The organism is Bifidobacterium sp. LH_730 (genome assembly GCF_056355835.1).
Map to the genome: position 1 here is coordinate 12,937 of NZ_JBKETB010000017.1, position 24,131 is coordinate 37,067.

23 protein-coding genes and 1 pseudogene are annotated in these 24,131 nt (G+C 63.4%); 14 read left to right on the top strand and 10 right to left on the bottom strand.

Annotation, left to right across the window (positions count from 1 at the left end; genetic code table 11):
* The first annotated feature begins 45 nt into the window (after positions 1-45).
* The gene (locus AC1AUD_RS12835; protein ID WP_476574773.1) at positions 46-594 is read left to right on the top strand and encodes an NADPH-dependent FMN reductase; all 549 of its coding nucleotides are present in this window, start codon (positions 46-48) and stop codon (positions 592-594) included.
* Between the two features lie 77 nt (positions 595-671).
* Here the strand turns inward: AC1AUD_RS12835 and AC1AUD_RS12840 are convergent, their stop codons facing one another.
* A complete protein-coding gene (locus AC1AUD_RS12840) occupies positions 672-1,979 on the bottom strand; it encodes a DUF2974 domain-containing protein (RefSeq protein WP_476574774.1) in 1,308 nt (435 codons plus the stop codon).
* 154 nt (positions 1,980-2,133) lie between these two features.
* On the opposite strand from AC1AUD_RS12840, the gene AC1AUD_RS12845 reads away from it, so the two are divergent.
* Genes AC1AUD_RS12845 through AC1AUD_RS12855 form a run of 3 tightly spaced genes read left to right on the top strand, consistent with a single transcriptional unit; the run spans position 2,134 to position 4,462 of the window.
* Complete coding sequence (locus tag AC1AUD_RS12845; protein WP_476574775.1) at positions 2,134-3,192, top strand: class C sortase; 1,059 nt, start codon at positions 2,134-2,136, stop codon at positions 3,190-3,192.
* On the top strand, positions 3,189-4,109 hold the full coding sequence (locus AC1AUD_RS12850; protein ID WP_476574776.1) for a class C sortase: 921 nt from the start codon (positions 3,189-3,191) through the stop codon (positions 4,107-4,109). Before AC1AUD_RS12845 ends, AC1AUD_RS12850 begins: the two co-directional genes overlap by 4 nt.
* Before the next feature lie 2 nt (positions 4,110-4,111).
* Positions 4,112-4,462, top strand: a complete 351-nt coding sequence (locus tag AC1AUD_RS12855) for a hypothetical protein (protein WP_476574777.1) — start codon at positions 4,112-4,114, stop codon at positions 4,460-4,462.
* 76 nt (positions 4,463-4,538) lie between these two features.
* Here the strand turns inward: AC1AUD_RS12855 and AC1AUD_RS12860 are convergent, their stop codons facing one another.
* Positions 4,539-5,606 carry a DUF1648 domain-containing protein gene (locus AC1AUD_RS12860; RefSeq protein WP_476574778.1) on the bottom strand — a complete coding sequence of 356 codons (1,068 nt, stop codon included), beginning with the start codon at positions 5,604-5,606 and terminating at the stop codon, positions 4,539-4,541.
* A 266-nt stretch (positions 5,607-5,872) separates the two neighbouring features.
* Complete coding sequence (locus AC1AUD_RS12865; protein WP_476574779.1) at positions 5,873-6,268, bottom strand: GntR family transcriptional regulator; 396 nt, start codon at positions 6,266-6,268, stop codon at positions 5,873-5,875.
* A 127-nt stretch (positions 6,269-6,395) separates the two neighbouring features.
* Here AC1AUD_RS12865 and AC1AUD_RS12870 point away from each other — a divergent pair, with 127 nt between their 5' ends.
* Positions 6,396-6,596 (top strand): hypothetical protein, encoded by a 201-nt coding sequence (locus AC1AUD_RS12870; RefSeq protein ID WP_476574780.1) that lies wholly within the window; start codon positions 6,396-6,398, stop codon positions 6,594-6,596.
* A 114-nt stretch (positions 6,597-6,710) separates the two neighbouring features.
* Here AC1AUD_RS12870 and AC1AUD_RS12875 read toward each other — a convergent pair whose 3' ends face one another.
* From AC1AUD_RS12875 to AC1AUD_RS12885, 3 genes are all read right to left on the bottom strand, one after another.
* Positions 6,711-7,670, bottom strand: coding sequence for a virulence RhuM family protein/type II toxin-antitoxin system death-on-curing family toxin (locus tag AC1AUD_RS12875; RefSeq protein ID WP_476574781.1), 960 nt, complete (start codon positions 7,668-7,670; stop codon positions 6,711-6,713).
* 138 nt (positions 7,671-7,808) lie between these two features.
* Positions 7,809-9,089, bottom strand: coding sequence for an MFS transporter (locus AC1AUD_RS12880; RefSeq protein ID WP_476574782.1), 1,281 nt, complete (start codon positions 9,087-9,089; stop codon positions 7,809-7,811).
* A gap of 306 nt (positions 9,090-9,395) precedes the next feature.
* Positions 9,396-10,445 (bottom strand): PfkB family carbohydrate kinase, encoded by a 1,050-nt coding sequence (locus tag AC1AUD_RS12885; protein WP_476574795.1) that lies wholly within the window; start codon positions 10,443-10,445, stop codon positions 9,396-9,398.
* 264 nt (positions 10,446-10,709) lie between these two features.
* Between AC1AUD_RS12885 and rpmB the strand changes: the two genes are divergently transcribed.
* The 3 genes from rpmB (at position 10,710) to rsmD (ending at position 14,272) form a co-directional block, all read left to right on the top strand.
* A complete protein-coding gene (gene rpmB / locus AC1AUD_RS12890) occupies positions 10,710-10,904 on the top strand; it encodes a 50S ribosomal protein L28 (protein WP_476574783.1) in 195 nt (64 codons plus the stop codon).
* A 135-nt stretch (positions 10,905-11,039) separates the two neighbouring features.
* Complete coding sequence (locus AC1AUD_RS12895; protein WP_476574784.1) at positions 11,040-13,631, top strand: ATP-dependent DNA helicase RecG; 2,592 nt, start codon at positions 11,040-11,042, stop codon at positions 13,629-13,631.
* A gap of 47 nt (positions 13,632-13,678) precedes the next feature.
* Positions 13,679-14,272, top strand: coding sequence for a 16S rRNA (guanine(966)-N(2))-methyltransferase RsmD (gene rsmD / locus AC1AUD_RS12900; RefSeq protein ID WP_476574785.1), 594 nt, complete (start codon positions 13,679-13,681; stop codon positions 14,270-14,272).
* A gap of 290 nt (positions 14,273-14,562) precedes the next feature.
* Here rsmD and trmD read toward each other — a convergent pair whose 3' ends face one another.
* Positions 14,563-15,576, bottom strand: a complete 1,014-nt coding sequence (trmD, locus tag AC1AUD_RS12905; protein ID WP_476574786.1) for a tRNA (guanosine(37)-N1)-methyltransferase TrmD — start codon at positions 15,574-15,576, stop codon at positions 14,563-14,565.
* A gap of 120 nt (positions 15,577-15,696) precedes the next feature.
* Positions 15,697-16,752, bottom strand: coding sequence for a LacI family DNA-binding transcriptional regulator (locus AC1AUD_RS12910; RefSeq protein ID WP_476574787.1), 1,056 nt, complete (start codon positions 16,750-16,752; stop codon positions 15,697-15,699).
* Between the two features lie 236 nt (positions 16,753-16,988).
* Between AC1AUD_RS12910 and AC1AUD_RS12915 the strand changes: the two genes are divergently transcribed.
* Positions 16,989-18,668, top strand: coding sequence for a glycoside hydrolase family 43 protein (locus AC1AUD_RS12915; RefSeq protein WP_476574788.1), 1,680 nt, complete (start codon positions 16,989-16,991; stop codon positions 18,666-18,668).
* Positions 18,669-18,747: 79 nt separating this feature from the next.
* Positions 18,748-20,010 carry an MFS transporter gene (locus AC1AUD_RS12920; protein WP_476574789.1) on the top strand — a complete coding sequence of 421 codons (1,263 nt, stop codon included), beginning with the start codon at positions 18,748-18,750 and terminating at the stop codon, positions 20,008-20,010.
* 35 nt (positions 20,011-20,045) lie between these two features.
* On the opposite strand, the gene AC1AUD_RS12925 is transcribed toward AC1AUD_RS12920, so the two are convergent.
* Together AC1AUD_RS12925 and AC1AUD_RS12930 are read right to left on the bottom strand one after the other, a co-directional pair.
* A complete protein-coding gene (locus AC1AUD_RS12925; protein ID WP_476574790.1) occupies positions 20,046-20,459 on the bottom strand; it encodes an addiction module antidote protein in 414 nt (137 codons plus the stop codon).
* Complete coding sequence (locus AC1AUD_RS12930) at positions 20,449-20,838, bottom strand: type II toxin-antitoxin system RelE/ParE family toxin (protein WP_476574791.1); 390 nt, start codon at positions 20,836-20,838, stop codon at positions 20,449-20,451. The genes AC1AUD_RS12925 and AC1AUD_RS12930 overlap by 11 nt, the downstream gene beginning before the upstream one ends.
* Positions 20,839-20,915: 77 nt before the next feature.
* On the opposite strand from AC1AUD_RS12930, the gene AC1AUD_RS12935 reads away from it, so the two are divergent.
* The 4 genes and pseudogenes from AC1AUD_RS12935 to AC1AUD_RS12950 all read left to right on the top strand — a co-directional run.
* Complete coding sequence (locus AC1AUD_RS12935) at positions 20,916-21,389, top strand: extracellular solute-binding protein (RefSeq protein ID WP_476574792.1); 474 nt, start codon at positions 20,916-20,918, stop codon at positions 21,387-21,389.
* Positions 21,390-21,696: 307 nt separating this feature from the next.
* A complete protein-coding gene (gene budC / locus AC1AUD_RS12940) occupies positions 21,697-22,494 on the top strand; it encodes a meso-2,3-butanediol dehydrogenase (RefSeq protein WP_476574793.1) in 798 nt (265 codons plus the stop codon).
* Between the two features lie 276 nt (positions 22,495-22,770).
* Entirely contained in the window at positions 22,771-23,742 is a 972-nt protein-coding gene (locus AC1AUD_RS12945) for an amidohydrolase family protein (protein ID WP_476574794.1), read from the top strand.
* A 222-nt stretch (positions 23,743-23,964) separates the two neighbouring features.
* A pseudogene (locus tag AC1AUD_RS12950) lies at positions 23,965-24,131 on the top strand (carbohydrate ABC transporter permease); the annotation flags it as partial.

Sequence of the window (24,131 nt, forward strand, 5' to 3'; positions counted from 1 at the left end):
CGATAATGGCTCCACCGACAGTTCACCACAAGCGAAAGGCATGATATGACCAAGCTCCTCTTCATCGTCGGTTCCCTGCATGACCGCGGCTTCAACCGCCAGCTCGCCGAGAAGGCCGAGGCGCTCGTCGCCGGCCGCGCCGAGGTCGAGTTCCTCGATTACGCCGACGTTCCGTTCTTCGACCAAGGCGCGGAATTCCCGACGCCGGCCTCCGTGGCCGCCGTGCGCAAGGCCGTCGCCGAGGCCGACGGCGTGTGGATCTTCTCCCCGGAGTACAACTATTCCTATCCGGGCGTGCTCAAGAATCTGCTCGACTGGCTGTCCCGCCCCGTCGAGCCCGCGCCGGCCGAATCCGCCGCCGTGATGGCCGGCAAGAAGGTCGCGATCTCCTCGGTGTCGGGCCAGTCCGCCGGCGCCGGTGTGCGTGCCAAGCTCACCGAACTCATGAACTTCGGCAAGGCCGAGCTGCTTGAGGATCAGGTGGGTGTGGTCATCCCGGGCGAAAGCTGGGGCACCGGCGTGCTCACCTTCGATGACGATGCGGAGCAGGCGATTGCCGCCCAGGTCGAGGCTTTCCTCAAGTTCGTCGCCTGAGCCGCTGGAATTCCTTCTGATATTTCGTGATATCGCTGAGCGTCGGATGCGCGGGTTTTTCCCGTTGCGCCCGGCGCTCACTGCTTTGCCGACGTGCGGCGCGCCATCGCCGCGGCCGCGAGGATTTTCAGGGCCGAGCCGATATGGCGGCGTTCGTCGGGCGTGAGCCCCGCCACGGTGCCGATCATCGAGGGAATCGCCATCGGCAAGGCCGACATCAACCCGGAGAAATCGCTGGCCCCGGAGGCGCCGAGCACCGCGAACAGCGCGTCGACCGCGTGCTCGCGCTGTTCCTCGGTCAGTGAAGCCATCCAGTCATTGAGCTCCGCGTTGAAGGTCTGCGAGCTTGAGGCTATTTCGTCGCGCCGCACGAAATGGTCGCCCTCGACCTGCCAGGAGAACGCGAAATGCTGCATCAGGCCGGCGGCGTCGGAGGCGATGACCTCGCAGGGCTCCGGCGTCTCCAGGATCATGCCGATGATCGAGGAGTCGGGCACGATCTTGGTCACGCGCCCGCTGACCGCCGCGTAGGCGCCGCTGTGCACGACGCGATCGGGAAAGCCGGGGCCGTCGAGCGAGAAGACGCGCTCGATGCGCCGGTCCGTGCGCTCGTCGGCGTTCATCGCGGCATACACCGCCAGATTGCCGCCCTTCGAATGGCCCACCAGAATCAGTGGGTTATTGCGGCGCAGCGCGGCCAGGCGGCGCACATAGTCGGCCGCCGAACGTTGCGCCGGCACCGGATATTGGAAGGACATATTGAAGTCCTCCTTCCAACCGATTAGCGAATCGTCGGTGCCGCGGAAGGCCACGACCATCGTTCCCGCCTCGTCGTCGAGCAGGTAGGTGACGGCCGCGAACTGCGTCTGCCGGTCCTCGTCGAAGCTGTGTCCGAAGGCGCCGACGAGCACATCGGAGAAGCGGGGGCTTGAGGCGACGGCGCGATGGAAGTCGTGGATGACCTTCGGATCGACGAAATGCACCATATGCGCTTCGTGATGGGCTTCATGACGCGCCTCGCGATGGGAGAGACGATGCGTTTCGCGCTGCGCTTCAGGTCGATCGTCGTCATCCTCGGGGTGGGCGTCGGGGTCGGTTGATTCATCGCCGTGCAGCAGGCGGTCGAGTTCGGCTATCGTCACCTCGGAGAACGTCGGTCGGGCGACTTGGCGTAGGGAGGAGAACGGGTGGCGCGGGGAGAAAGCGCGCAGGCGTCGGCGCAGGGTCCCCTGACTCTCTTCGAGGCCGTCGAGCGTCGGCACCGCGTCGGGCACGTCCTCGTAGGCGAGTTGGGCGAACACCAGCGCGTCGACCTCATTGAACGGCAGCTCGGCGAAGGTGCGCGTCTCGCCGGCGACATAATCGAGGATATTGCCCACTCGCACCCCTTTCCTTGGACTCCATTCTACGGCGCGTGGGGTGGGCGTCGTCGCGTTGCGCCGCAGACGGAAATGAAAGGGGAACCCCTATTCGATAGGGGGTGTTACGATGGGCGCGCCACGCTCATGCGAACAGGAGGCGGACGAAAGGACGGTGCCCATGCCCCGGACAGTGCCTTGGACAGCGCCCCGGAATGGGCGGCGTTCCGCCGCGCCTCCACCGTTCCGCGGGCGGCATGCCAAGCCGCGCGCCGGCGGCGGAGGACCCGGTTCCGCGGGCCCGACCAACTCGGCTAACTCGACCAACTCGGTCAAACAAGGCGTTCTGCCGCTGATCGGCATGACCCTCGTGCTGGTCCTGGGGCTGGGGATTCTCCTCTATCCGGCCGTCGCCTCGTATATCAACTCCCATTTCTTCGGCGAGGCCGCCGCCGCGTACACCAAGGAAATCAGCATCCTCAGCAAGGCCGAGCGACAGGCGATGCTCAAAGCCGCGCATGAATACAACGAAAGCCTGCGGGGAGATCCGGTCAAGGATCCCTTCGTGCCCGGCTCCGGATATGCGATTCCCTCGAACTACGAGGATGTGCTCAACGTCGACGGAAAGGGGTTGATCGGCACCATCGATATCCCCTCGATCGACGTGGATCTGCCGATCCGACACGGCACCTCGGAACAGGTGCTGCTCGAAGGCGTCGGACATATCCCGGAGACCTCGCTGCCGGTCGGCGGCGCGGGCACGCACAGCGTGCTCACCAGCCACACCGGCATCCCCGACCGGCTGTTGTTCACCAACCTGAGCCGCATGAAGAAGGGCGATGTGTTCATCATCGATGTGGTCGGACAGCGGCTCGCCTATAAGGTCGATCAGATCAGCGTGGTCAAACCCGACGACCTGAGCAAGATCAAGATCGTCTCCGGCAAGGACTACGTCACGCTGCTGACCTGCACGCCCTATGGCATCAATTCGCACCGGTTGCTCGTGCGCGGCGTGCCCACGGAGCTGCCCGACGATGATCAGCTCGACCGGATGTGCCGTCCGATGCCGTGGTGGCTGCTCGGCGTGCTCGTCGGCTGCCTGGTCGTGTGTTCGGTGACGCTGATGGTCGTCGGCTTGCGCAAACAGGACTATCGACGGATGTTGGCGCGGCTGCGGCGCGAGGCCGGTGGGGCAGGCGCGCCCTCCCCGGGGCCCTCCGAGGAAGGAGGGCGGCGATGAGCGCTATGAGATCCGCTGGTGCCAAACGGCGCAAAGGCTCGCGCACACTCGGCAACCTCGTGTTCGCGCTGGTGATCCTCATCGGCTCCGGCATGATCGGATATCCGCTGCTGGCGAACTGGCTCTATCTGCGCACCGTCGAGGATGCGACGGCCTCCTACACGCGTTCGGTGAGCGGATTGGACGACAAACAGCTCAAGGCCATGTGGGACGAGGCCTACGCCTATAACCACGAGCTTGGCAATCCGCGCGTGCGCGACCCGTTCTCCGAGGTCGAGATCACCTCGCCGCTCGACCGATACAATAAGGTCCTCAATCCCGATGGTTCCGGCATGATGGGATATGTGGAGATGCCGCGCGCCGGCATCGATCTGCCGATCTACCACGGCACCTCCGACCGGGTGCTGCAGATCGGCGCCGGGCATATCGCCACCACGGCGCTGCCCATCGACGGCACCTCGATCCATCCGATTCTGACCGGGCATACGGCGTTGCCTGACAGGATGCTGTTCACGAATCTGACGCGTGTGCGCAAAGGCGACTATTTCAGCATGCGCATCCTCGATAAAACCTTCTGGTATCGGGTTGCGTCAATCGATGTGATTCTGCCGAGCGACACCAGCAAATTGCAGCCGAAGCAAGGCGACAATCGTTTGACGCTGCTGACCTGCACGCCCTACGGCATCAACTCGCACCGTCTGCTCGTCACCGGCGTGCCCTCCGACCCTCCGCCTGAGGATGAGCGGCCGGGCTATCCGCCGCTGTGGTGGGCGTGGGTGTGCTTCGCCGCGTTCCTGTTGTTGGTGCTTGCCGAGGTGTTGATCGGCAGGGCGAGGCGGCGGTATCGGCGTCGGTTGCGGATGGTTCGTGCGGGGAGTGTCGATATCTCTGATTCCTTTCCGTCTAGTGAGGAGTGATAGTGGACGATTCGATGAATATGCGTGATGTTGATGTCGCTGGTGGCGCTGATGCCGCTGCAAACACTGCCGATACCGCCGCCAGCCCCAGCCAGCCCGAGCGGCCCGTTGCCTCCGCTGACGCCGCCCGCCCATCTCGCGGCCGTCGCTCGCCTGTGCGCGGACTGACCGAGCGTCAGCTGCGGTGCCGCATCGTCATATGCCGCGTGATCCAATGGGTGCTGCTACCGGTGATGCTGGCGCTCGTCTGGGTGGTCGTGGGCCTTGCCATGCGCGCCGGCATCGCCCCGTTCTTCGACTTGGGATACCTCTGGTTCGACCAACATGTCTTTCCACTGTTCGGGTTGCTCTGATTCATCGTCTGGTTGTCGCCGCTGATGTTCCCGGGGACCCCGTGGATGCGGACGCGCTGAATGTCAGGTGTCGTGCTTAGTATGCAAGGCCGAGGATGAGGCAGGACACAACCAGCAGCATCAGCGCCGCGCAGATCAGCCAGGTTGCGGGGCGGGCCAAATTCAGGGTGTATCCGACTCCGATGCGCTTGGGAACCACGATGGCCGGATTCTCGCGCGAGAAATAGAACGCGCCCAGCAGCCATTCGGCATCGTCGTCATCGGACATGGCGTCGTCGCCTGTGTCTCCGTTTTCGGCTGTGTCGTCCGGCTGCCATATCAGCGAGCCGCTTTGGCCGAAGGTCACGGCGAGCACCAGCGCCGCGATAAGCATGGCCAATGCGATCACCATCATCAGCATGCCCCATTCGCCAAGGCTCCACCAATTCGCGTAGGTGGGCACCAGCCCCGCGAAGCCGAGGCTGAGCGCCAATCCGACGACCAGCGCATAGATGCTCCACGCGCGTGCGAACCGTCCGTATGCATAGCCGGAGACGGACGGATGCTCCGGGTCGAGCTGACGCGGCGAATGGATGATGGCCGCGTGCGTGGCCGTCATCGCGGCGGCCATGATGAGCTGCACCGCCAGCGGCATGCCCAGCACTGTCGGCCATGACTTGTCCGACCAGCCGTCGATATGCCCGGCGATGTTCGCGTGCGTGGCCAGACGGTCGGGCATGGCGCCGTAAAGCGCGATCGCGGCGATTATGGTTGCGGCGATCGGCATGAGATGCAGCAGCTCCCACCGCAGGTTCAGCGGGTCCGGGCCGGCGTTCTCGGCAAGGAACGCGGCGCGCTTGAACTTGGTCGCCTTCCAGCCGCGCTCCTGCTTGATGCGCATCGTGCGCTTGCGATACGCCAGAATCAGCGCGAACGATGCGATGATCAGCAATATCGAGACGGCGGATATCGCGATGGTCACGCCTGTGGCGCCCCGGAATATGGCGCAGGCAATGCAGGCAAGCACTGCGATGGCGCTCGCCGAACCGGTCCAGAGGGTATATCCGATTTTGAGACGGCGGATCTCAGGATCCCGCTGCGCTGAGGCGGGAACGCTCACGCCGAAGCATACCGTATGCCGCGTCACCCATGGTGTGACCGCCACGCACGTGCCTTCCAATGCCACTATCGCAACCAATGCTGCTGTCAGCCAACTCATCATTTGTGATACTCCCTTCCCTGTGTTTTCGCCGTGGCGGCCGTCATTATGGCGGTCGTCGGTCTTGCCGTCGCCGTGGTTTGCGTTCATGGCATGGTGACGGCGGTTGTTGTAATTCATGTGGTTGTTGTGTTTTTGCGGCCGGGCGTCATGGCCGTGGCCGTCATCGTGACTGTGACTGCGTGCCGTCGCGCCTTTGGTGGACGTTCCGTCTATTCGTCGTGGAATGCCTGCGCGGCGTGACGCTCCGCCTCGGCCATGAACTCGTCGAACGAGCCGCCTCGCGCCCGGTATTCCATTGCGATTCGATACAGCTCGTCGCGCATGAGCTGCGTCTCGCGCTCCTGCTGTTGCGAAAGGGAACCGGTGTCTCTGGGCGCAATCATCGCCCCCGAACCACGCCGCATCACCACGTGCCCCTCGTCGCGCAGCATGGCGTAGGCCTTGTTCACAGTGTGCAGATTGATGCCGAGGTCCTGCGCCAATGTGCGCACGGAGGGCAGCGCGTCTCCCGGCGCCAGCTCCCCACGGGCCACGCCCGCGATGATCTGCCGCCGCAACTGCTCATACAGCGGCAGCGCATCGCCCCGGTCCACGGTAATAATCATGTGATTCGCCCCCATCCCTGCTCGCAATAGTGTTCTATCTGATATAGAACACTATAACACTTATTTGTGATGTCGTGGCGTGCTGCCGCGCGGTCGGGAATAAAAATCTTGGCGCAGGGTTGGAGATATGGGAGGCATTCCGTTGGACAAGAATCTGAAATATGCGTTGACCAGCACGGGGTTGTTCGTCGTTTTGTTTATGACTGCCAAGTGCGTGGCGGATGGCGTTGATGCTGCGTTTGGCATGCGGAACATTATCGGCGTTGCCGTCACAGGCCTGATTTATTTCGCGCTGATGTTCATGTGGGGCGCCCATCCTAGGCGGTAGGTGGTCGGCTTCGGAGGACGTGTGCTGCGGCGGATTCATGGGATGAGTGACATGAGCGAACTTGAGCCACGCGTAGCTGGTGAATAGCTGGTGAATATTGCGGCTGGTGAGGGACTATCTGCTGATGAAGTTCTCCACCAGAGCGGTCATCACGTCTTTCTCCTTGGGGTCCGAAAGAGCGATCATCAGGGTCATGGCGGCCAAGGCGTTGCCCTCCACGAGTCGCCTTCCTTCGGCGTCGGTCAGCAGATTGTTGCGGTCGAGGAAGTGGATGAAAAGCGCCGCGGCACAGCGTTTGTTTCCGTCGGAGAACGGATGGTCTTTGACGACCTGATACAGCAGATTCGAAGCCTTTGCCTGCGCCGAAGGATACAGTTCCTGCCCGGCGAAGGTTTGGTAGAGACCATTGATGATGCCTTCGAACGAACCGTTGCGTTCGTGTCCGAACAGGTCGGTCTGGCCGTAATAGGGCAGCGAGCGGATGAATGCCGTCGCATCCTCGTGGGTCAGGGTCCATTGTGGGGCGTCTCCCTTGGGTTTGCCCACCGTGCCTTCATCGTAGGCGTTCAACAAGCCAAGACTCGGCAGATAGGCATTGATGATCTCGGCTGCGCCGGCGATCTCAGGGTCGGAAGAACGCTGCAGCACCTTGACGATGGAATTGAGCGTCTCCAGTCGCCGCTGGTTGACGGTGTAGCCCTGCACCAGATGCTGCTTGAGCACGGTATTCGCCCAGCGGCGGAAATACACGCCTTCCTTGGATTTGACGCGGTATCCGACGGAAAGGATCATGTCGAGGTTGTAGTGCTCGACTTGATAGGTCTTGCCATCTGCGGCAGTTGTCGCAAATTTTGCGACAACTGGGATTCCGTCCAGTTCCTCGCGCTTCGCATTACCGATATGCTTGCCAATGGTTTTGACATCACGGCCGAACAGTATTGCCAACTGCTGCCGTGTGAGCCACACGGTGTCCTCGTCTACGCGCACATCCAGATGCACGGTGCGGTCGTGGCTCTCATACAGCATCACTTGTCGGTCATCGGTTGCGGAAAGATTGGTCTTCGTGGTGCTCATCGTCGTCCCCTGTCGTCGGCTATCGCACATCACAAAATAATGGTGTTACACCATTATTTTGTGGATAAGTCCGATATCGTGGCCCGTTCCTCTGGCAGCGGAATCGGAGGGCGCAAGTCGGTGTGACAGATTATGCCGTCAGCCCCGCGTCGGATCCTTCTGCAGCGCGAGGAATGCAAACGCGGCGACGAGCAGAATCGCGATGGACAGCACGCCGATGTTGGCGTTGCCGGTCAGCGTCGTGGTGGTGGCGACGAGGAACGTGCCGAGCACCGAGGCCGTCTTGCCGAAGATATCGTAGAAGCCGTAGTACTCGTTGGCGTGGTCCTTGGGGATCAGACGGCCGTAATAGGAGCGGGAGAGCGCCTGGATGCCGCCCTGGAACATGCCCACGAGGATCGCCAGAATCCAGAACTGGATCTCCGAGCGCAGGAAGAACGCGGCGAAGAAGACGATGCACATATATGCCGCGACGGCCACGAGGATCATGCGCTTGGCGCCGAAGCGGCCGGCCAAACGGCCATACGCAATCGCGCAGGGGAAGGCGACGAACTGCGTGACCAACAATGCGATGACCAATTGCGTGGAGTCCAGACCCAGTTGCGTGCCGTAGGAGGTCGACATCGTGATGACCGTGTTCACTGCGTCGATATAGAAGAAGAACGCGATCATGAACATCCACAGCGGCTTGTTGCCGCGGATCGCGCGGAAGGTCGAGCCCAGCTCTCGGAAGGTGCCGCGCACGGCGGCGCCGAGCTGCGCGCGGCGAGCACGGTAATGCTCCTGACGGTAGCTGGTGACCAGCGGCACCGTGAACGCGACCCACCAGGCGGCCGTGATGAGGAAGCTCAGGCGCGTGCATAGCGCCGTGTCGAGCCCCAGCAGCGCGGGGCCGCCGAAGATCAACGCGATGCACACGAGGAACGGCACAGTCGAGCCGACATATCCCCAGGCGTAGCCATGCGAGGAAACCTTGTCCATCCGTTCGTTCGAGGTGGTGTCGATCAACATCGAATCGTAGAAGGTCAGCGAGCCGTTGAGGCCTATCGTCGCCAGCACATAGACGACGAGGAACGCCAGCCATCCGAGCGGCAGCGCCATCGCGCAGCACATCACGGCGCCGGTGAGGAAAAAGCCGAGGAAGAACTTGATCTTCATGCCCTGCACGTCGGCGATGGATCCGAGGATCGGCATAAGCACGGCGATCACGAGGCTGGCGATGGTCTGCGCATAGCCCCAGGTGGACACGATGTTGTCCTGTCCGGCGGCCTCGAGCAGCGAGTTCGCATAGATCGGCACCACGGCGGTGCTCAGCAGCACGAAGGCCGAGTTGCCGACATCGTAGACGATCCACTTCTTCTCGCGCGGGGTGAGGCGCGCTCGCGCGTCGCGGGTGCCATCTACTGCGGTTCCGGCCATCGATACTCCTGCCTTGATGTGTGCCAGTGAACATCGTAATGACCATGCCGCCGACTTGGCGCAGCCGCGCATGAATTCCGGATGAATTTTCGTGCGGACAGTGCTGGAGTATGCCTGTTTGGGTGAGATTGCGGTTGGGGAAACGGAACAGTTGGCGGTTTGGTCCAACAGTTGGCGGTCTTCGTGGGAGCCGTGTTGGGGAATCGGCTTGATTTCAAGCCAATCCGACGGTTGCATTCCCGAAGAGCCGCCAACTGTTGGGCCAAACCGCCAACTGTTCCGTTAAGACCAGTCGTGGAATCGATTTCAGTCGGTTTCGGTACCGGCGTTGGCGAAGGCCAGCACTTCCTCATAGCCGGGGCACATGGGAATGCCGTTGACATTGTGCTGGATGGCCAGCGAGGCCGCGGCGTTCGCGATCTGCACGGCGTCGGGCAGCGACCAGCCCTTCGTGAGCATCGCGCAGGTGACGCCGGTGTGGCAGGATCCGGCCGAACGCGTATGCGTGGCCTTGGTCGGATATCCCTCCACATGCGCGGTGGTGCCGCCCGGTTCGCGCACCCATGCGCCGCGGGATCCCGCGCGCACCACCAATGGCGCGCGCAGCGCCTCGCCAAGCGCCTCGCACAGGGCCATCATCGACTGATCGAACCCGCCGTTGACGGTCATCGAAGCCGAATCGTCGACGTAGACGCCGAGCCGCTCCGCCAGCGTCGCCGCCTCCTGGCGGTTGCAGGACCAGGTGGGGCGGGCCAGCACCATGTCCTCGAGCATATGGTCGTTGACCAAGGCCAGCGTCTTCGTCGGATTGATGAGCAGCCGCCAGTCGCGCTCCGCGGGATTGGCGCCCGCGCGACGAATGAATTCGTCGATGCCGGCGGCTGTGTGGTCGAGCATCGTGTTGCCGCTGATATGCACCACGTCGCCCGGGTCCGGCTCCAGTGCCGCGAAGGTGGCCTCGTTGCCCTGGGCCTCGGCGCCATAGCGCGCCACGAAGGTCTTCTTGCCGGCGTCGTCGTGGAAGACCAGGCGGAAACCGGAGTCCGTGTCGAGCCGGTCCGGCCCGATGTGCTTGATGTCGTTCTCCGCGAAGGCCTCGCGCACCATCGTGGCCCAGGATCCGGTGCCGATGATGCCGGCGTGCTCGGCCGGCACTCCCACCGCGCCCACGGCCTCGAGCACTCGGTAGCTGCCGCCGACCGCCGGATTCGCGCGCTTGGTGACGGCGAACCCGCCTGAGGTGGGCAGCGCGTCCACGTCCATCATGATGTCGACCCACACCTGTCCGAGCGAAATCACCGCCGGCGTGGGGTCGATATGCCGCTCGCGGCGCTTCGCCAGCAGTTTGCCGAGCATCGTGTTCTCGTTGACATTCAATCCGAGCATATCGTCCTCCTTGATCGCAAGCCCTTCTGTTGCCTATCGTAGTACCATCATCGCATGGGAGTCCGCTGGGAGCTGACTGTGAGCGGTGTCCCATCCATGTGTCGGCTGCGCCGGCATGATACACGCTGCCCTTGCGATTGTCGGGCATTTGCGCTATATTCGGGAAGTTGTGTGTTCAAGACATACGCTTGAACACGAGGAAGACTTGAAAACAAAGGTAAAAGGGAGTCTATCATGGCAGCTCGCTGCGCAGTGTGCGGCAAGGGTCCGCAGACCGGTTACACCGTTTCTCATTCGCATCGTCGCACCAAGCGCACCTTCCGCCCGAACCTGCAGGCCGTGCGCACCACCGTTGAGGGCGAGAACACCCGCATCCGCGTGTGCGTCAAGTGCCTCAAGGCCGGCAAGGTGCAGCGCGTCGTCGCCTGAGACGAACGCATCTGACGCTTTCGGAACCCCGTTCGGACCTCGTCCGACGGGGTTTCTGCTATCTAGACGCGGGTTCGGTTTCGGCAATGTCATGTCCGGAGCATGGGCAACCGCCGCCCGCTAGAATGAGGCGATATGAGCATCACCATGGACACCGCGCTTTCGTCGCTGCTAACCAATAAGCGTCGTGTGTCCGCGCTCAAGTCGCTGGGCGTGACCAGCGTCGGCGAGGCTTTGACCTATTATCCGTTCCGCGTCACCGATCCCGTGCCGTTGCGTTGCCTGCGCGAGGCGAGGATCGGCGCGCCGATGGCCTTCGCCGCCGAGGTGCGTGACCTGCGGGTGGTGCCGATGAACGCGCGCCGGGGATACCGGCTGGAGGCCGTCGTCGAGGACGGCGAATTCGCGCGCTCCCGCGGTATGGCGGGCGCGGTTTCGCGCTTGGTGTTCTTCTCCTACCGCAAATCCTATGTGGATTGGGTGAGCATGCGTCTGCGCGCCGGTTCCCGGCTTGTCGTCAGCGGCGTTCCCACTGAATTCAACGGTCAGCTGCAATTCACGCACCCCGAGATCGTGACGGTCGCGCCGGCCGAGCCGTCGGACGTGGCGGGTGCCGGATTGAAATACGATGCCGAGACGCAGCAAGAGGCGTTGGCGCGTGTGTCGCGTCCGCGGCCGGTGTATCACGCCAGCTCGCGCATATCATCCGAGCATATTCACGAGACGATATTGCAGTTGATGTGGATGCTGGGCGGGCGAGACGTCGCCGCCGATGCTTCCGGTGCGTCCGCGGCCGCACCCGGCGTGGACGATATCGCGGTGCAGCCGGGGGAGGAGTTCACCGCCGAACTGGCCGAGGCGATTCCCGATGTGCTGCCGGAGGCGGCGCGCGAGGCGCGCGGCCTGATGCATCGGGCCGAGGCCTTCCGAGCCATCCATGACCCGGATACGGTGGCGGATTTCAAGCGCGGCATCGACACTCTGAGATACGAAGAGGCCTTCGTCTCGCAGGTCTCGCTGCTTCGTTCGCGTCGGGACGCGCGGCAGGATAACGCCTACCCATGCCCGGTGGCCGCGGTTCATAAGGCGTCGGATCCGGCGGCTGATTCCGTGGCGGAAGTTGCGGGAAGTGTTGTGGACGATTCCTCGACCGCTGCGGTCGGCTCGTCGTCCGATTCGGCTGGCTCTCCTGCGCATGTCGATTCGGCCGATCCCACGCTGCGTGACCGGTTCATCGAGTCCCTGCCCTTCGATCTGACCTCGGGACAACGTGAGGTCATCGATGCCATCGCCGAGGACATGGCATGCGATCATCCGATGCAGCGTCTGCTGCAGGGCGAGGTCGGCTCCGGCAAAACCGTGGTGGCGCTCGCTGCGATGCTGCAGGCTGTCGGCGCGGGCCATCAGGCCGTGCTCGTCGCTCCCACGCAGGTGCTCGCCGAACAACACCACGAGACGATATCGCGTATGATCTCTTCGATTCCGGCGGCCGATGGCGGAGCGGAAAATCCCGATATCCCCGTGATCCTGCTGACCGGCGGCATGAAACTCGCCGCGCGGCGCAAGGCGCTGGGCACAGCGGCCAGTGGCGCCCCCTGCATCATCGTCGCCACGCACGCCGCTTTCTCCAAGACCTTCCAAGCGACCAACCTCGCGCTCGTCGTCATCGACGAACAGCATCGGTTCGGCGTCGAGCAGCGCGAAAGTCTGCGCGCGCGTAGCGAGATGGCGCCTCATCTGCTGGTGATGACCGCCACGCCGATTCCGCGCACCGCCGCGATGACCTGGTTCGGCGATCTTGACATCTCGTGGCTGACCGAATTGCCTGGTGGTCGCAAACCGATTCGCACCGTCGTCGTCAACGAGGCGGACGGGGCGACGATGGGGCGCATGTTCGCGCATATCCGCGCTCGTCTGGATGCGGGGGAGCGGGCGTATGTGGTCTGCGCGCGCATCGACGACGAGGCGGAGGACGCCGGCGAGAGCGGCGGCGCAGGCCGTGGTGGTGCGAAGGCGCCGGCCGGCGCCACTCGCGACGAGGCCATGGGAGGCATCGAGCTTGACCCCTATGCGGCCTCCGAGGGCGATGGCAGTGAAACGCTGACCCAGCGTCCGCCGCTGCACACCGTGGCCGAGATCGCCGTTCGTCTCGCCAAACTGCCGCAATTCGACGGCATTCCGTTCGCCACGTTGACCGGGCGGGACAAGGACGAGACCAAGCAGCGGGTCATGGCCGATTTCGCCGACGGCAAAACTCCGATGCTCGTGGCCACCACCGTCATCGAGGTGGGCGTCGATGTGCCGCAGGCGAGCTGCATCGTGATCTTCGACGCCGATCGATACGGCCTGTCCCAGCTGCATCAGCTGCGCGGACGCGTCGGCCGAGGAGGCACCAACTCGTGGGCCTTCCTCGTCTCGTGCGCCGAAGCCGGGTCTCCCGCCGAGGCGCGGCTCGAGGTCATCCACGGCACGCTTGACGGCGCCGAGATCGCCCAGGCCGATCTTGAGTTCCGCGGTGCCGGCGATGTGCTCGGCGACGCGCAGTCCGGCGGCAAATCAAGCCTCAAGCTGCTGCGCGTCGTCAAGGACGCCGATCTCATTGCCGACGCGCGCTCGCGGGCCGAGGCGCTGCTTGCCGACGACCCCGATCTGTCCGGCGAGGTGCAGCTTGCGGGAGCGGTGCTTGACTTCATCCGCGGCAATGAGTCCTTCCTCACCAGTTCGTGAGTTCGAGGCGGCTGATTTCGGCAGGCATTGGCCTAGATTAGAGGGTTATGCGCGTTATCTCGGGACGATTCAAGGGCATGGCGTTGGCCACGCCGAAAACCGGCACGCGGCCGACGACCGACCGCACCAAGGAGGCCATCTTCTCGCATCTCGATTCGTGGGGTGTGCTCGAAGACGCGCGCGTGCTCGACCTATTCGCCGGCACCGGCGCGCTCGGCATCGAGGCGCTGAGCCGTGGCGCGCGCGAATTGGTCGCGGTCGAGGCTTCGAAGCCGGCCGCTGCGTTGATTGTCAAAACCATCGCCCAGCTGAAACGCAACAAGGCCTGGGAGCCGGATATGCGCGCTCAAGTGCTCGTGCGCAAGGCCGAGCAGTTCGCGGCTTCGGCGGCGGCCGGCGATGTTGCCTTCGATGTGATCTTCATCGACCCGCCGTATGCCTTTGAAACGGCCGATTGCGAACGATTGCTGGCCGATCTGACGGTTGGCGGCATGGCGGGGGAGGCGACCATGATCGTGTTCGAGCGCTCCGCCCGCTCCGATGATCTGGTCCCGCCCGAGGGTTGGGAGATCACCCAGCGGCGCGACTACGGCGAAACCGCCGTGTTCTATATCGAGCAGATGGCGGAACGGGCTGATTGACGCGAATTCCTGCCGTACGTTTATGAGCAGGCTGACGGTATGGCTGCTTACAAACGTACGCTGAGCTGCTTCATCCGTACGATTCTGCGCAGCCCGACGATATGACTGCACAGGAACGTACTCTTGGCGATGCTCAGCATACGTTTATGCGCAGGGTGTTCGTTGGACTGCTCATAAACGTACGCAGATATGGGGCCGGCCATGTCGGGTGTTGGGTAGGCGCGGTCCTGCTATATGGGTGGCTTCGCAGGCGCGGGACTTACCGGGCTCTGTGGAGGTCGGCTCGCGCGTCAGGCCTTGTGCGCCCGTTTCACGGGGCGCGGGCCTGACGCCTCCCACCCCAATGCCATCAGGGTCTTGCGATCGGCTTTGCTGAGCGCCTTGCAATCGAGCCGTTCGATCAGATCGGGACGGATTGCGTTCGTGCGTTCCAAGGCTTCGTCGCGGCGGAATCGGTCGACCTTCGCGTGGTCGCCCGACAGCAACACGTCCGGCACGCCCATGCCGCGCCACTGCGCCGGTTTCGTGTATTGCCGATGCTCCAGCAGCGCACCTTCGCCGGTATAGGATTCCTCGACGATGGAGTCGGGATTGCCCATGAACCCCGGTATCAGACGCGTGATCGCTTCCAGCATCACCGAGGTCGCCACCTCGCCGCCGTTGAGCACGTAGTCGCCGATCGAATATTCGCGCACATCCACGCCCTGCGCGCGGTAATAGTCGGGGATGCGCGCGTCATACCCTTCGTATCGCCCGCAGCCGAAGATCAGCCGGCCGGCGTGGCTCAGTTCGGTCGCGTCGCGCTGCGTGAACAGTGGGGCCGAGGGGTTCGGGAAGATGAGCATGGGGGAAGCGGGGGAGTTCCCGGAGCTGGGAACGATTGTTTCATCAACCATGGCGGTTGCCGGAATGGACGGCTCCGGCTCCGTGGGGATGCGGTTTTCCTCCGTGATGTCGTTCTCGGTGGGACACGCCATGGAGGGACGTTCATCATCGCGGCGGTCATCGCCAGACCGCTCGTCGGTTGTCTCGGTCGGTTCCTCGTCGTCGGCGCCGCTCCCCATGTCCCGAGGCTTCAGTCCCAGCAAGTCGTCAAGGCATTCGGCCCACACTGCCGGCTTCATCACCATGCCCGCGCCGCCGCCGACTGGCGTGTCATCGACCGAATGATGCACGTCATGCGTCCAGTCGCGAAGATTATGCGCATGCACCTCGACCAGGCCCTTGGCCTGCGCCTTGCCGAACAGCGACAGATTCAGCACCTCGAAGTATTCCGGGAACACGCTGACGATATCGATCCTCATGCCTCCCAGCCTACCAATGCCGTCCGTCGTATGGTCGTCGCCTCGGAAAACCTTGTATCCGGCTGTCGCGACCGCATCCAGGGATGGTTCGGTTGGATGGGAGATTCGTTCACGGCAACGCTACGACGGAATCACACCCGGGTCCGTGGATGTTTCCGCGGCCACGCTCCGCGGCTCGGCCACGCTGTCGCGCCGCACCAGCTTGGTCGTCAGCTCGACGTGCGTGGGCAGCGAGGAGGTCCCCTCGATCATCGACATCAGCGATGCGGCGCCGAACTGCGCCATCTCGCGCACGGCGTGGTGCACGGTCGTCAGCGGCGGGATGAGCAGCGCGCTGGTGGGCAGGTCGTCGAAGCCGACGACGGACAGCTCGGAGGGGATGCGCACCCCAAGCTCCCATGCGGCGCGGTAGACGCCCGCGGCCTGCATATCGCTGGCGGCGAGGATCGCGGTCGGCGGCTCGGAAAGTCCCAGCAGGCGCCGGGCGTTGGCTTCGCCGTCGTCGAAGCGGAATTCGCCGGCCGTGACCAGCGCGTCGTCGATGGGGATCTTCGCCTGTCTCATGGCGCTGCGGAAGCCGTCGAGCCGTGCGACCGCGGTGCGTAGATAGGCCGGTCCGCCGAGATAGGCGATGCGTCGGTGCCCCATCGCCAGCAGATGCTGCGTGGCCTCACGCATTCCCGCGTAGTCGTTGGAGCCTATGGCAGGCACGCCCTCCGGCACATCGCCGGCGGGGTCGATGAGCACGCAGGGGATGCCGGACTGCCGCAGGCGTTCCATGGCATGCGACGGCAGGTCGAACAACGGTACGAGCACGCCCGCCGGGCGCCGTGCGATCACGCCCTCCAACCATGCGTTGAGATCCCATTCGTCGCTGGTCCGGGCGCTGACCATGGGCAGATAGTCGCTCGACAGTCCCTCGATGACGCCGGAAAGGATCTCCTCCGACCATGGCGTGTGCAGGTCGTCGAGCAGCAGTTCCACGGCGCGCGATGAGGTTGCCGCCGTGCGTCTGCGCCGCCGATATCCGTTGGCGTACAGCGCCTGTTCCACCCGTGCGCGCGTGTCGTCGGCGACCCCGGGGCGGTTGTTGAGCACTTTGGAAGCCACGGGCAGCGATACGCCCGCCTGACGCGCGATGTCGACGAGCCGGGCGGAAGGATTTCGTGGTGCCATGCATGACACGATATCAGTAAGTCGGAAAAGAAACTTTCTTAGAAAGTTATATTGATGAGGAAGGGGTCAAAAACCTTGATATTTCAATGAAATACATGCGACACGCCCGACGAAAGAACTATTTCTTGATGGCAATAGTCTTCATGGTAACGAAAACATGGTGTATGGAGAGAAAGTTTCCATACACTCCCGCGAAGCGGAGCGTGCCGCCGCGCGGGGCAAGGCGAAAGGCAACGATGTCCACGATCCACAACCCCATCATGCCGGGCTTCACCCCGGACCCCGCCATCCTCGGCGTCGGTGACAAGTACTATCTGGCCACCTCCACCTTCAACTGGTTCCCCGGCATCCAGATCTACGAATCCGCCGACCTCGCGCACTGGAAGCTGCGCTCCTATGTGGTCAACGACCCGAACTTCCTCCAGCTCAAGGGCACCTCCACCCCCGCCGGCGTGTGGGCCCCGGACCTGAGCTATGACCCGGCCACCGGGCGCTATTGGGTGGTCATGTGCCAGATGCACAACATGAACGGCAACCTGTTCGACCAGGACAACTACGCGATGTGGGCCGAGTCCATCGACGGCCCGTGGAGCGAGCCGATCTACCTCAACTCCATCGGTTTCGATGCCTCCCTGTTCCATGATGACGACGGCCGCCACTGGCTCGTCACCCTCGAATGGGACACCCGTCGCGGCTACCAGCACCCGGGCGCCATCGTGCTCGAGGAGTTCGATCCCGAGGCCGGCAGGCTCGTCGGCGAAACCAAGCGTATCTCGCGCGGCGGCACCGACCGCGGCTGCCTCGAAGCGCCGCATATCTACAAGCACAACGGCTGGTATTACCTCATGACCGCCGAGGGCGGCACCGGCTACGGCCATGGCGTCGTCGTGCAGCGTTCTCGCACCATCGACGGACCCTACGAGTCCGATCCGCGCAACCCGATCATCACCTCCACGCCCTACACCTACTTCCGCCGCAACGACCCCGATTCGCTGCGCATGGACCTCTACAATCCCAAGGCCCCGCTGCAGAAGTGCGGCCACGGCTCCCTCGTGCACACGCACACCGACGAATGGTTCGTCGCGCACCTGTCGGCCCGCCCGCTGCCCGGCACGCAGGACTGCATCCTGGGCCGCGAGACCTCGCTGCAGAAGGTCGAGTGGACCGAGGACGGCTGGCTGAAGATGGCCGCCGGCGGCACGCTCGCCCAGCCGACCACCGAGGGCATGACCGGCGTCGAGGTCTCGGACGAGCCGCAGACCGTCTCCGTCGTCGAGGACTTCGACGGCGCGGACATCGACCCCAACATCATGTCGATCTACGGCCCGCGCACCGCCGACTGGTTCGACCTCGCGTCCAACCCCGGCCACGCGCGCATCCACGGCCGCCAGTCCTTCTTCTCCCGCTTCGACGTGTCGCTGCTGGCCACCCGCATCCAGTCCTTCCACACCACCGTCGAGACCGCGCTCGAGTTCCATCCGGACCATTACTCCGAGTCCGCCGGCCTGACGCTCTACTACGACGACAGCAACTGGCTGTTCGCCCGCCTCTACCATTCCGAGACCCTTGGCTGCACCGCGCTGGCCGTCATGAAGGGAGAGAAGGGCACGAAGGACGAATACATCCTCGACCGCGTGGCCGTGCCCGAGGGCAAGGTCGCGCTGCGCGCCGAGCTGGACTACGACACGGTGCGCTTCTTCTGGCGCGAGGCCGACGCCGCGGACGCCCAGGACGCCGAGTGGAAGCAGCTCGGCGATCCGATCGCGGTCAACTTCATGTCCGACGAGCAGACGCTTGGATTCACCGGCCTGATGGCTGCCATCGGCGCGTGGGACGCCTACCGCCGCGAATCCTACGCCGATTTCGACTACTTCCACGTGCTGCCGCGCGGCGACGCCAAGCCGGCGCAGGCGTGAGCCCGGCGATAGCCGACCGAAATATATCTGTTGCGCCGCGCCAACGGTGGCGGCGCAAAACCCAAAGGAAAGAGAAACCATGACCAACAATGAAAGCGCTGCGGTGACGTTGGGCGTCACCGACGAGCAGCAGCCGAAGAGCCCCACCCGCCTCGGCATCGCACTGATCATCGGACCGGCCTGCTGGCTCGGCCCCTACGTCGGCGTGTCCGCCACGCTGCTGCCGGCCAAGATCGCCGAGCTTGACGCCGCCAACAAGGTCGCGCTGATCCCGCTGTTCTCCGCGGTCGCCATGATCGTCGCCACCATCGCGAACATCATCGCCGGCGCCCTGTCCGACGTGACCCGCACCCGCTGGGGCAAGCGCACGCCGTGGATCGTCATCTGCTCCATCCTGTCCGCGACCCTGCTGGTCGCGCTGTCCTTCGCGCCGAACATCCCGGTGCTGCTTGGCGTGTGGGCCGTCTATCAGGCGGTGCTCAACGCCGTCGTGGCCCCGATGGTCGCGCAGCTCTCCGATCGCGTCGCCCCGCGTTGGCGCGGCACCATCTCCTCCTTCTATGGCATCGGCATGGCCTTCGGCAACTACGGCAGCTCCGTGATCGCCTCCCGCTTCCTGGGCAATGTGGGCGCCGGCATCCAGGTGCTCGCCGTCTTCGCCATCGTCGGCGGCATCGTCTCCGCAATCATCGCCAAGGAGCCGAGCAACCTCGACGAGCCGAAGAAGAAGTTCGACGCCTCCACCTTCAAGCAGAACTTCATGTTCCCGACCAAGAACTGCCGCGACTACTATCTGGCGCTCGCCGGCAAGATCCTCATGGTCACCGGCCAGTATGTGATCGTCGGCTACCAGCTCTACATCTTCTCCGACTACATGCAGCTCGGCGAGGACGCGCAGGCCGCCGCCATCGCCGCCATGTCCATGATCCTCATGATCACCGGCATCGTGTTCTGCGCCGTGGCCGGCCCGCTAGCCGACAAGTTCAAGCGCCTCAAGGCCCCCGTGGCCGTCACCACGATCCTGCTGGGCGTGGGTGCGTTCTTCCCGTTCTTCGACGCCCATCCGTGGACGATGATCGCCTACGCCGTCGTCGCCGGCATCGGCATGGGCGCCTACAACGCGGTCGACAACGCGCTGAACGTCGCCGTGCTGCCCGATCCGAACACCGCCGCCAAGGACCTCGGCATCATCAACATGGCCAACACCCTCGGCCAGGTCTTCGGCCCGATGATTGCCGGTGCCGTGATCACCGTCGCCGGCTACCGCGCGATCTTCCCGGTCGAGACCGTGATCTGCGTGATCGGCGGCCTGCTCATCATGGCCATCAAGCGCGTCAAGTAATCGTCGCTGCCACAACGCCTGAACGGCGGCGGCCGTCAACCTTCTTTTTTGGAGTTGGCGGCCACCGCCGTTTTGTGTTTGATTTCCTCCACGGCATCATAGACCGCGTCGAGGTCGATATCGGCGGGGAGGAAATACATCTGGGCGCCAAGCGCGTCCGCCACGCGCAGAATGGTGTCGAACGATGGATGTGCGTTGGGGCGCAGTGCTTTGTATAGCGACTCGCGGCCGAGGCCGGAGCCGCGGGCGATGCGGCTCATGCCGCGTGCCCGGGCGACGATGCCTAAGGCGTCTTGGACCGTCGCGGAGTCGCGTTCTTCCAAAGCGGTGTTAAGGAATCCGATGGCGTCTTCGTCGGAATGGATGTAATCCTCGGCGTGCCATGGGGCGAACTCCGGCGTCGCGTCGGCGGCTCCCTCGGGAATGGGATATACGGATTCACTGCTCATGATGATGTTCCTTCCATTGTTTCAACAGCCATTTGGACAAGATGACATCTCTGTTCTGGCTGGCTTTGTCTCCGCCTGCCAACAGAAGCAGCAGATTCCCCTGCGTTGGGTGTATGTACACCCGGTATCCCGGTCCAAAATCGAACCGTATCTCCAGTACGCCGTCTCCGACTGATTTCCAGTCACCGAGCAGGTGTCCTTCGCGCTCGATCCGCGTTGTTCGGGCGATGATTCGGTTCCGTGCCCTCGAATCCTTGAGCTGATCCAACCATTCGTCATATTCCTTGGTACGTATCGTTTTCCAAGGCTTACTGTATCCAGTTGGATACGAAAAGTCAATCCTCATCGTGTCTCCCGGTCGTCGGCCGCGTTGCTGCATTCGACGGTATGGGGGCGGTGGGTGGCTGTGCAAGCTCTTCCGGGCATTGTGGTCGGAGGCTGGGGCCTCGGCGTGTTGTGGATAACTTCAAAACCTCGAAGAAAGCGATCGCCGCCCTCGGCGCGGTCGCCATGATGGCCGGCATAGCCGCCTGCGGCTCGTCCGGCGACAAGGATGCCGGTGCCACCACCGGCGTGGACTTCGGCCTGGCCGTGAACAAGGACTCCAAGAAGAAGGAGGCCGCGATGAAGTTCGTTGAGTTCATGACCACCGGCGAAGGCCAGCAGGAGTGGGTCAATACGCTGCAGGGCGCCCCGGTCGCCAAGTCCATCACCGCCAAGCTGCCTGATGACGCCTCCGAGACCGCCAAGGAGTCCGTCGACCTGGTGACCAAGAGCCAGTCCGAATCCAAGCTCGAGCGCAAGCTCACCTCGCAGGAGCTCAACGATGAAATCGGCGTGCAGATGCAGAACATCTACACCGGCGATGCCACCGTCGAATCCGCGCTCAAAGCCATCCAGGAGGTGAGCGAGGGCCTCGATCGTGAGTGAGGCTGCTGACTGACTAAATCGTTTTCTTCTTCACTCCTCCTTGGGCCGCCGGATCCTCCTTCCGGCGGCCCTTTTCTATGTATTGGAGCCGTACTGATTGCATAAGGAATGATGTGAATCCCACTATGTGGGATGACTGAATCTTGGTTTGATTTCGCCGCGTGCGGACGCTGGCGAACGCGCTGGCTTCTGACTTCCTTAACCCCGCTGTGCCCAACTTTGGCTCGATGTCCCATATATAGGGACAATCATCGGCGCGCCGGTATAGTGGGGGAATCAACCGCAGGCAGTCGAGCAAGGAAGCACCATGACCGCAAATTCATATGATTTCGCAGGCAAAGTCGTCATCGTCACCGGCGGCGGCACCGGCATCGGGCGCGCCATCACGCGCGGGTTCCTCGACAACGGCGCCACCGTCGTGGCCGTCGGACAGCGTATCGAACCTCTTGAGGAAACCGTCGCCGGATATGAGCGCGGCCATGTCCACCAGACCGATGTGTCGGACCATGCGCAGGTCGCCGAACTCGTCAAATCCGTCGCCGACGAATTCGGGCATATCGACGTCGTCGTCTCCAACGCCGGCATCTTCGAGGGCGGCGAGATCGAGCATGTCTCCGACGAGGTGTGGCATAAGCTCTTCTCCGTCAATATGGACGGCCTGTTCTATCTGACCAAGGAGGCGCTGCCCTACCTGAAGGAATCCAAGGGCAACATCGTCGTCGACACCTCCGTCTCCGGCCTGTTCGGCGACTGGGGCCAGACCGCCTACAACTCCACCAAGCATGCGATGAACGGCTTCGTGCGCTGCGTCGCGCTCGACTACGGCCAGTATGGCGTGCGCATCAACGCCTTCGCCCCCGCCTTCATCGAAACCGACATCAACAAAGAGGTCTGGAGCGATTCGGAACGTCTCAAGCCCTACGTCGAGCGCGTCGCGCTTGGACGCACCGGCAAGCCCGAAGACTGCGCCGACCTCGCGCTCTTCCTTGCCTCCGACGGCGCGAAATATCTGACCGGCCTCATCGTCCCCGTCGACGGCGGCACCACCGCCGCGACCGGCCAAGGGCGCAACAATTACGAGGGCGACACCCGCTCGGTGCTGTGATTGGCGGGGCGGCGCGGGTTGAGCGCTCGCCGCTCGTCATCCCGGCAGTCGTTGCGAATAACGCTGTCATCCTGAGCGAGCGTAGTGAGTCGAAGGATCTTATCCCTAGAGATTCCTCGGCTTCGCCCTGCGGTGACAGGCTACGCCTGTCCGTCGCGGCCTGATGGCCGCTCCCTTCGCCTACGGACAGTCCACTGGGCTGTCCGCTAACGGCTCAGTGCTCAGGATGACAATCTAGGCCGCAATCAACTGAAACCCAAACCAAAAGGAGTTCATATGACGCTGGGGGAGGAGTACCAAGCGGCGGTCCCCGGCCGCCTCTACACGATCATCCCGGAGAGCGATGAGCGCGTGGAGCGCCCCCGTCCCTTCATCGACACACATGTGCATCTCATGAGGACGGCCCTGTATTCCTGGTTCAATCCCTCGAAGCCGCCCACATTCGAGGGGCCCTGGGATCCGCTGTTCCTCGCCGGCGACTACACGGCCGATTCGTTGGTCGCCGAGCTGTCCGGCTCGAAGGCGAGCATCGTCGGCGCGGTGCATATCCAGGCCAATGCCGACGATCCCGTGGCCGAGGTCGCCGAGGTCGAGCGCATGTGCCGGGACAGCAGCCTGCCGGTGGCGATCGTGGGCGGCGGCGATCTGTCCGATCCCGGCATCGAGGCGACGCTTGAGGCGGAGGCGGCGCACCCCGCCGTGCGCGGCTTCCGGCAGAATCTCAACATCCACTCGCATCCGCTCTACCATTACGTCGACAAGGCCTATATGGACGATCCCGCCTGGCTCGCCGGCCTGGGGTTGCTGGAACGATACGGCATGAGCTTCGATATGCAGCTCTATCCGCCGCAGATGGCGCGTGCCTGCGAAGTCATCGACGCGCATCCGCGGACGCTGTTCGTCATCAACCACGCCGGCATGCTCGCCGACCGCAACCTTGACGGGTGGCGGTTGTGGCGCGACGGCTTGGCCGCGCTGGCCAAGCGCGACAATTGCGTGATCAAGATCTCCGGCCTGCCGTCGATGGATCATTATTGGACCATCGAGTCGATCAAGCCCGCCATCTACACCGTGCTCGACGCCTTCGGCATGGATCGGGTGATGTTCGCCTCGAACTTCCCGGTCGACAAGCTGCATTGCTCGTTGGTCGATTTAGTCCATGCCTACGTGCGCTGCATCGAGGATCTGACGCAGGGCGAACAGGATGCGCTGTTCGTCGACAACGCCCGGCGTTGGTATCGTTTCTGAGTGCTTCCGTGCGTTTTCCCACCCCGTTTGATGGTCTGCTGGGCCGTTGGGCGGGGTGGTTGCGTTAACGGGCGGTGCGTTTTCGAGCAGCAAATCGATATCACGTAGCAAAAAGCAACACGTCGTGTCGCTTTTTGTTTGATAAAGTGATATTGTGTTATTGGTGGTTCACCTGTGTACCAATCCGATGTGGGAATGGTACGGATTCGAAGGAGAGTGAATATGGCTGCTGCAAACGCAGGAGCGGTGCCATCGGCACCGGCGCATTCGGCACGGGCTCGTGTGAATAGGCATAAGCGTGATTGGCGTGGTTGGAAGTTCATGTGGCCGTTTTCGGTGGTGTTCGTGTTCGTGTTCATCGTGCCGATCGTGTACGCCATCTATATCTC

Bases quoted from the DNA above. Each gene is read 5' to 3' on its own strand.
- AC1AUD_RS12835 (WP_476574773.1), top strand. From the start codon at position 46: ATGACCAAGCTCCTCTTCATCGTCGGTTCCCTGCATGACCGCGGCTTC.
- AC1AUD_RS12845 (WP_476574775.1), top strand. From the start codon at position 2,134: ATGCCCCGGACAGTGCCTTGGACAGCGCCCCGGAATGGGCGGCGTTCC.
- AC1AUD_RS12850 (WP_476574776.1), top strand. From the start codon at position 3,189: ATGAGCGCTATGAGATCCGCTGGTGCCAAACGGCGCAAAGGCTCGCGC.
- AC1AUD_RS12865 (WP_476574779.1), bottom strand. From the start codon at position 6,268: ATGATTATTACCGTGGACCGGGGCGATGCGCTGCCGCTGTATGAGCAG.
- AC1AUD_RS12870 (WP_476574780.1), top strand. From the start codon at position 6,396: ATGGGAGGCATTCCGTTGGACAAGAATCTGAAATATGCGTTGACCAGC.
- AC1AUD_RS12875 (WP_476574781.1), bottom strand. From the start codon at position 7,670: ATGAGCACCACGAAGACCAATCTTTCCGCAACCGATGACCGACAAGTG.
- AC1AUD_RS12880 (WP_476574782.1), bottom strand. From the start codon at position 9,089: ATGGCCGGAACCGCAGTAGATGGCACCCGCGACGCGCGAGCGCGCCTC.
- AC1AUD_RS12885 (WP_476574795.1), bottom strand. From the start codon at position 10,445: ATGCTCGGCAAACTGCTGGCGAAGCGCCGCGAGCGGCATATCGACCCC.
- rpmB (WP_476574783.1), top strand. From the start codon at position 10,710: ATGGCAGCTCGCTGCGCAGTGTGCGGCAAGGGTCCGCAGACCGGTTAC.
- AC1AUD_RS12895 (WP_476574784.1), top strand. From the start codon at position 11,040: ATGAGCATCACCATGGACACCGCGCTTTCGTCGCTGCTAACCAATAAG.
- rsmD (WP_476574785.1), top strand. From the start codon at position 13,679: ATGCGCGTTATCTCGGGACGATTCAAGGGCATGGCGTTGGCCACGCCG.
- trmD (WP_476574786.1), bottom strand. From the start codon at position 15,576: ATGAGGATCGATATCGTCAGCGTGTTCCCGGAATACTTCGAGGTGCTG.
- AC1AUD_RS12910 (WP_476574787.1), bottom strand. From the start codon at position 16,752: ATGGCACCACGAAATCCTTCCGCCCGGCTCGTCGACATCGCGCGTCAG.
- AC1AUD_RS12915 (WP_476574788.1), top strand. From the start codon at position 16,989: ATGTCCACGATCCACAACCCCATCATGCCGGGCTTCACCCCGGACCCC.
- AC1AUD_RS12920 (WP_476574789.1), top strand. From the start codon at position 18,748: ATGACCAACAATGAAAGCGCTGCGGTGACGTTGGGCGTCACCGACGAG.
- AC1AUD_RS12925 (WP_476574790.1), bottom strand. From the start codon at position 20,459: ATGAGCAGTGAATCCGTATATCCCATTCCCGAGGGAGCCGCCGACGCG.
- AC1AUD_RS12930 (WP_476574791.1), bottom strand. From the start codon at position 20,838: ATGCAGCAACGCGGCCGACGACCGGGAGACACGATGAGGATTGACTTT.
- budC (WP_476574793.1), top strand. From the start codon at position 21,697: ATGACCGCAAATTCATATGATTTCGCAGGCAAAGTCGTCATCGTCACC.
- AC1AUD_RS12945 (WP_476574794.1), top strand. From the start codon at position 22,771: ATGACGCTGGGGGAGGAGTACCAAGCGGCGGTCCCCGGCCGCCTCTAC.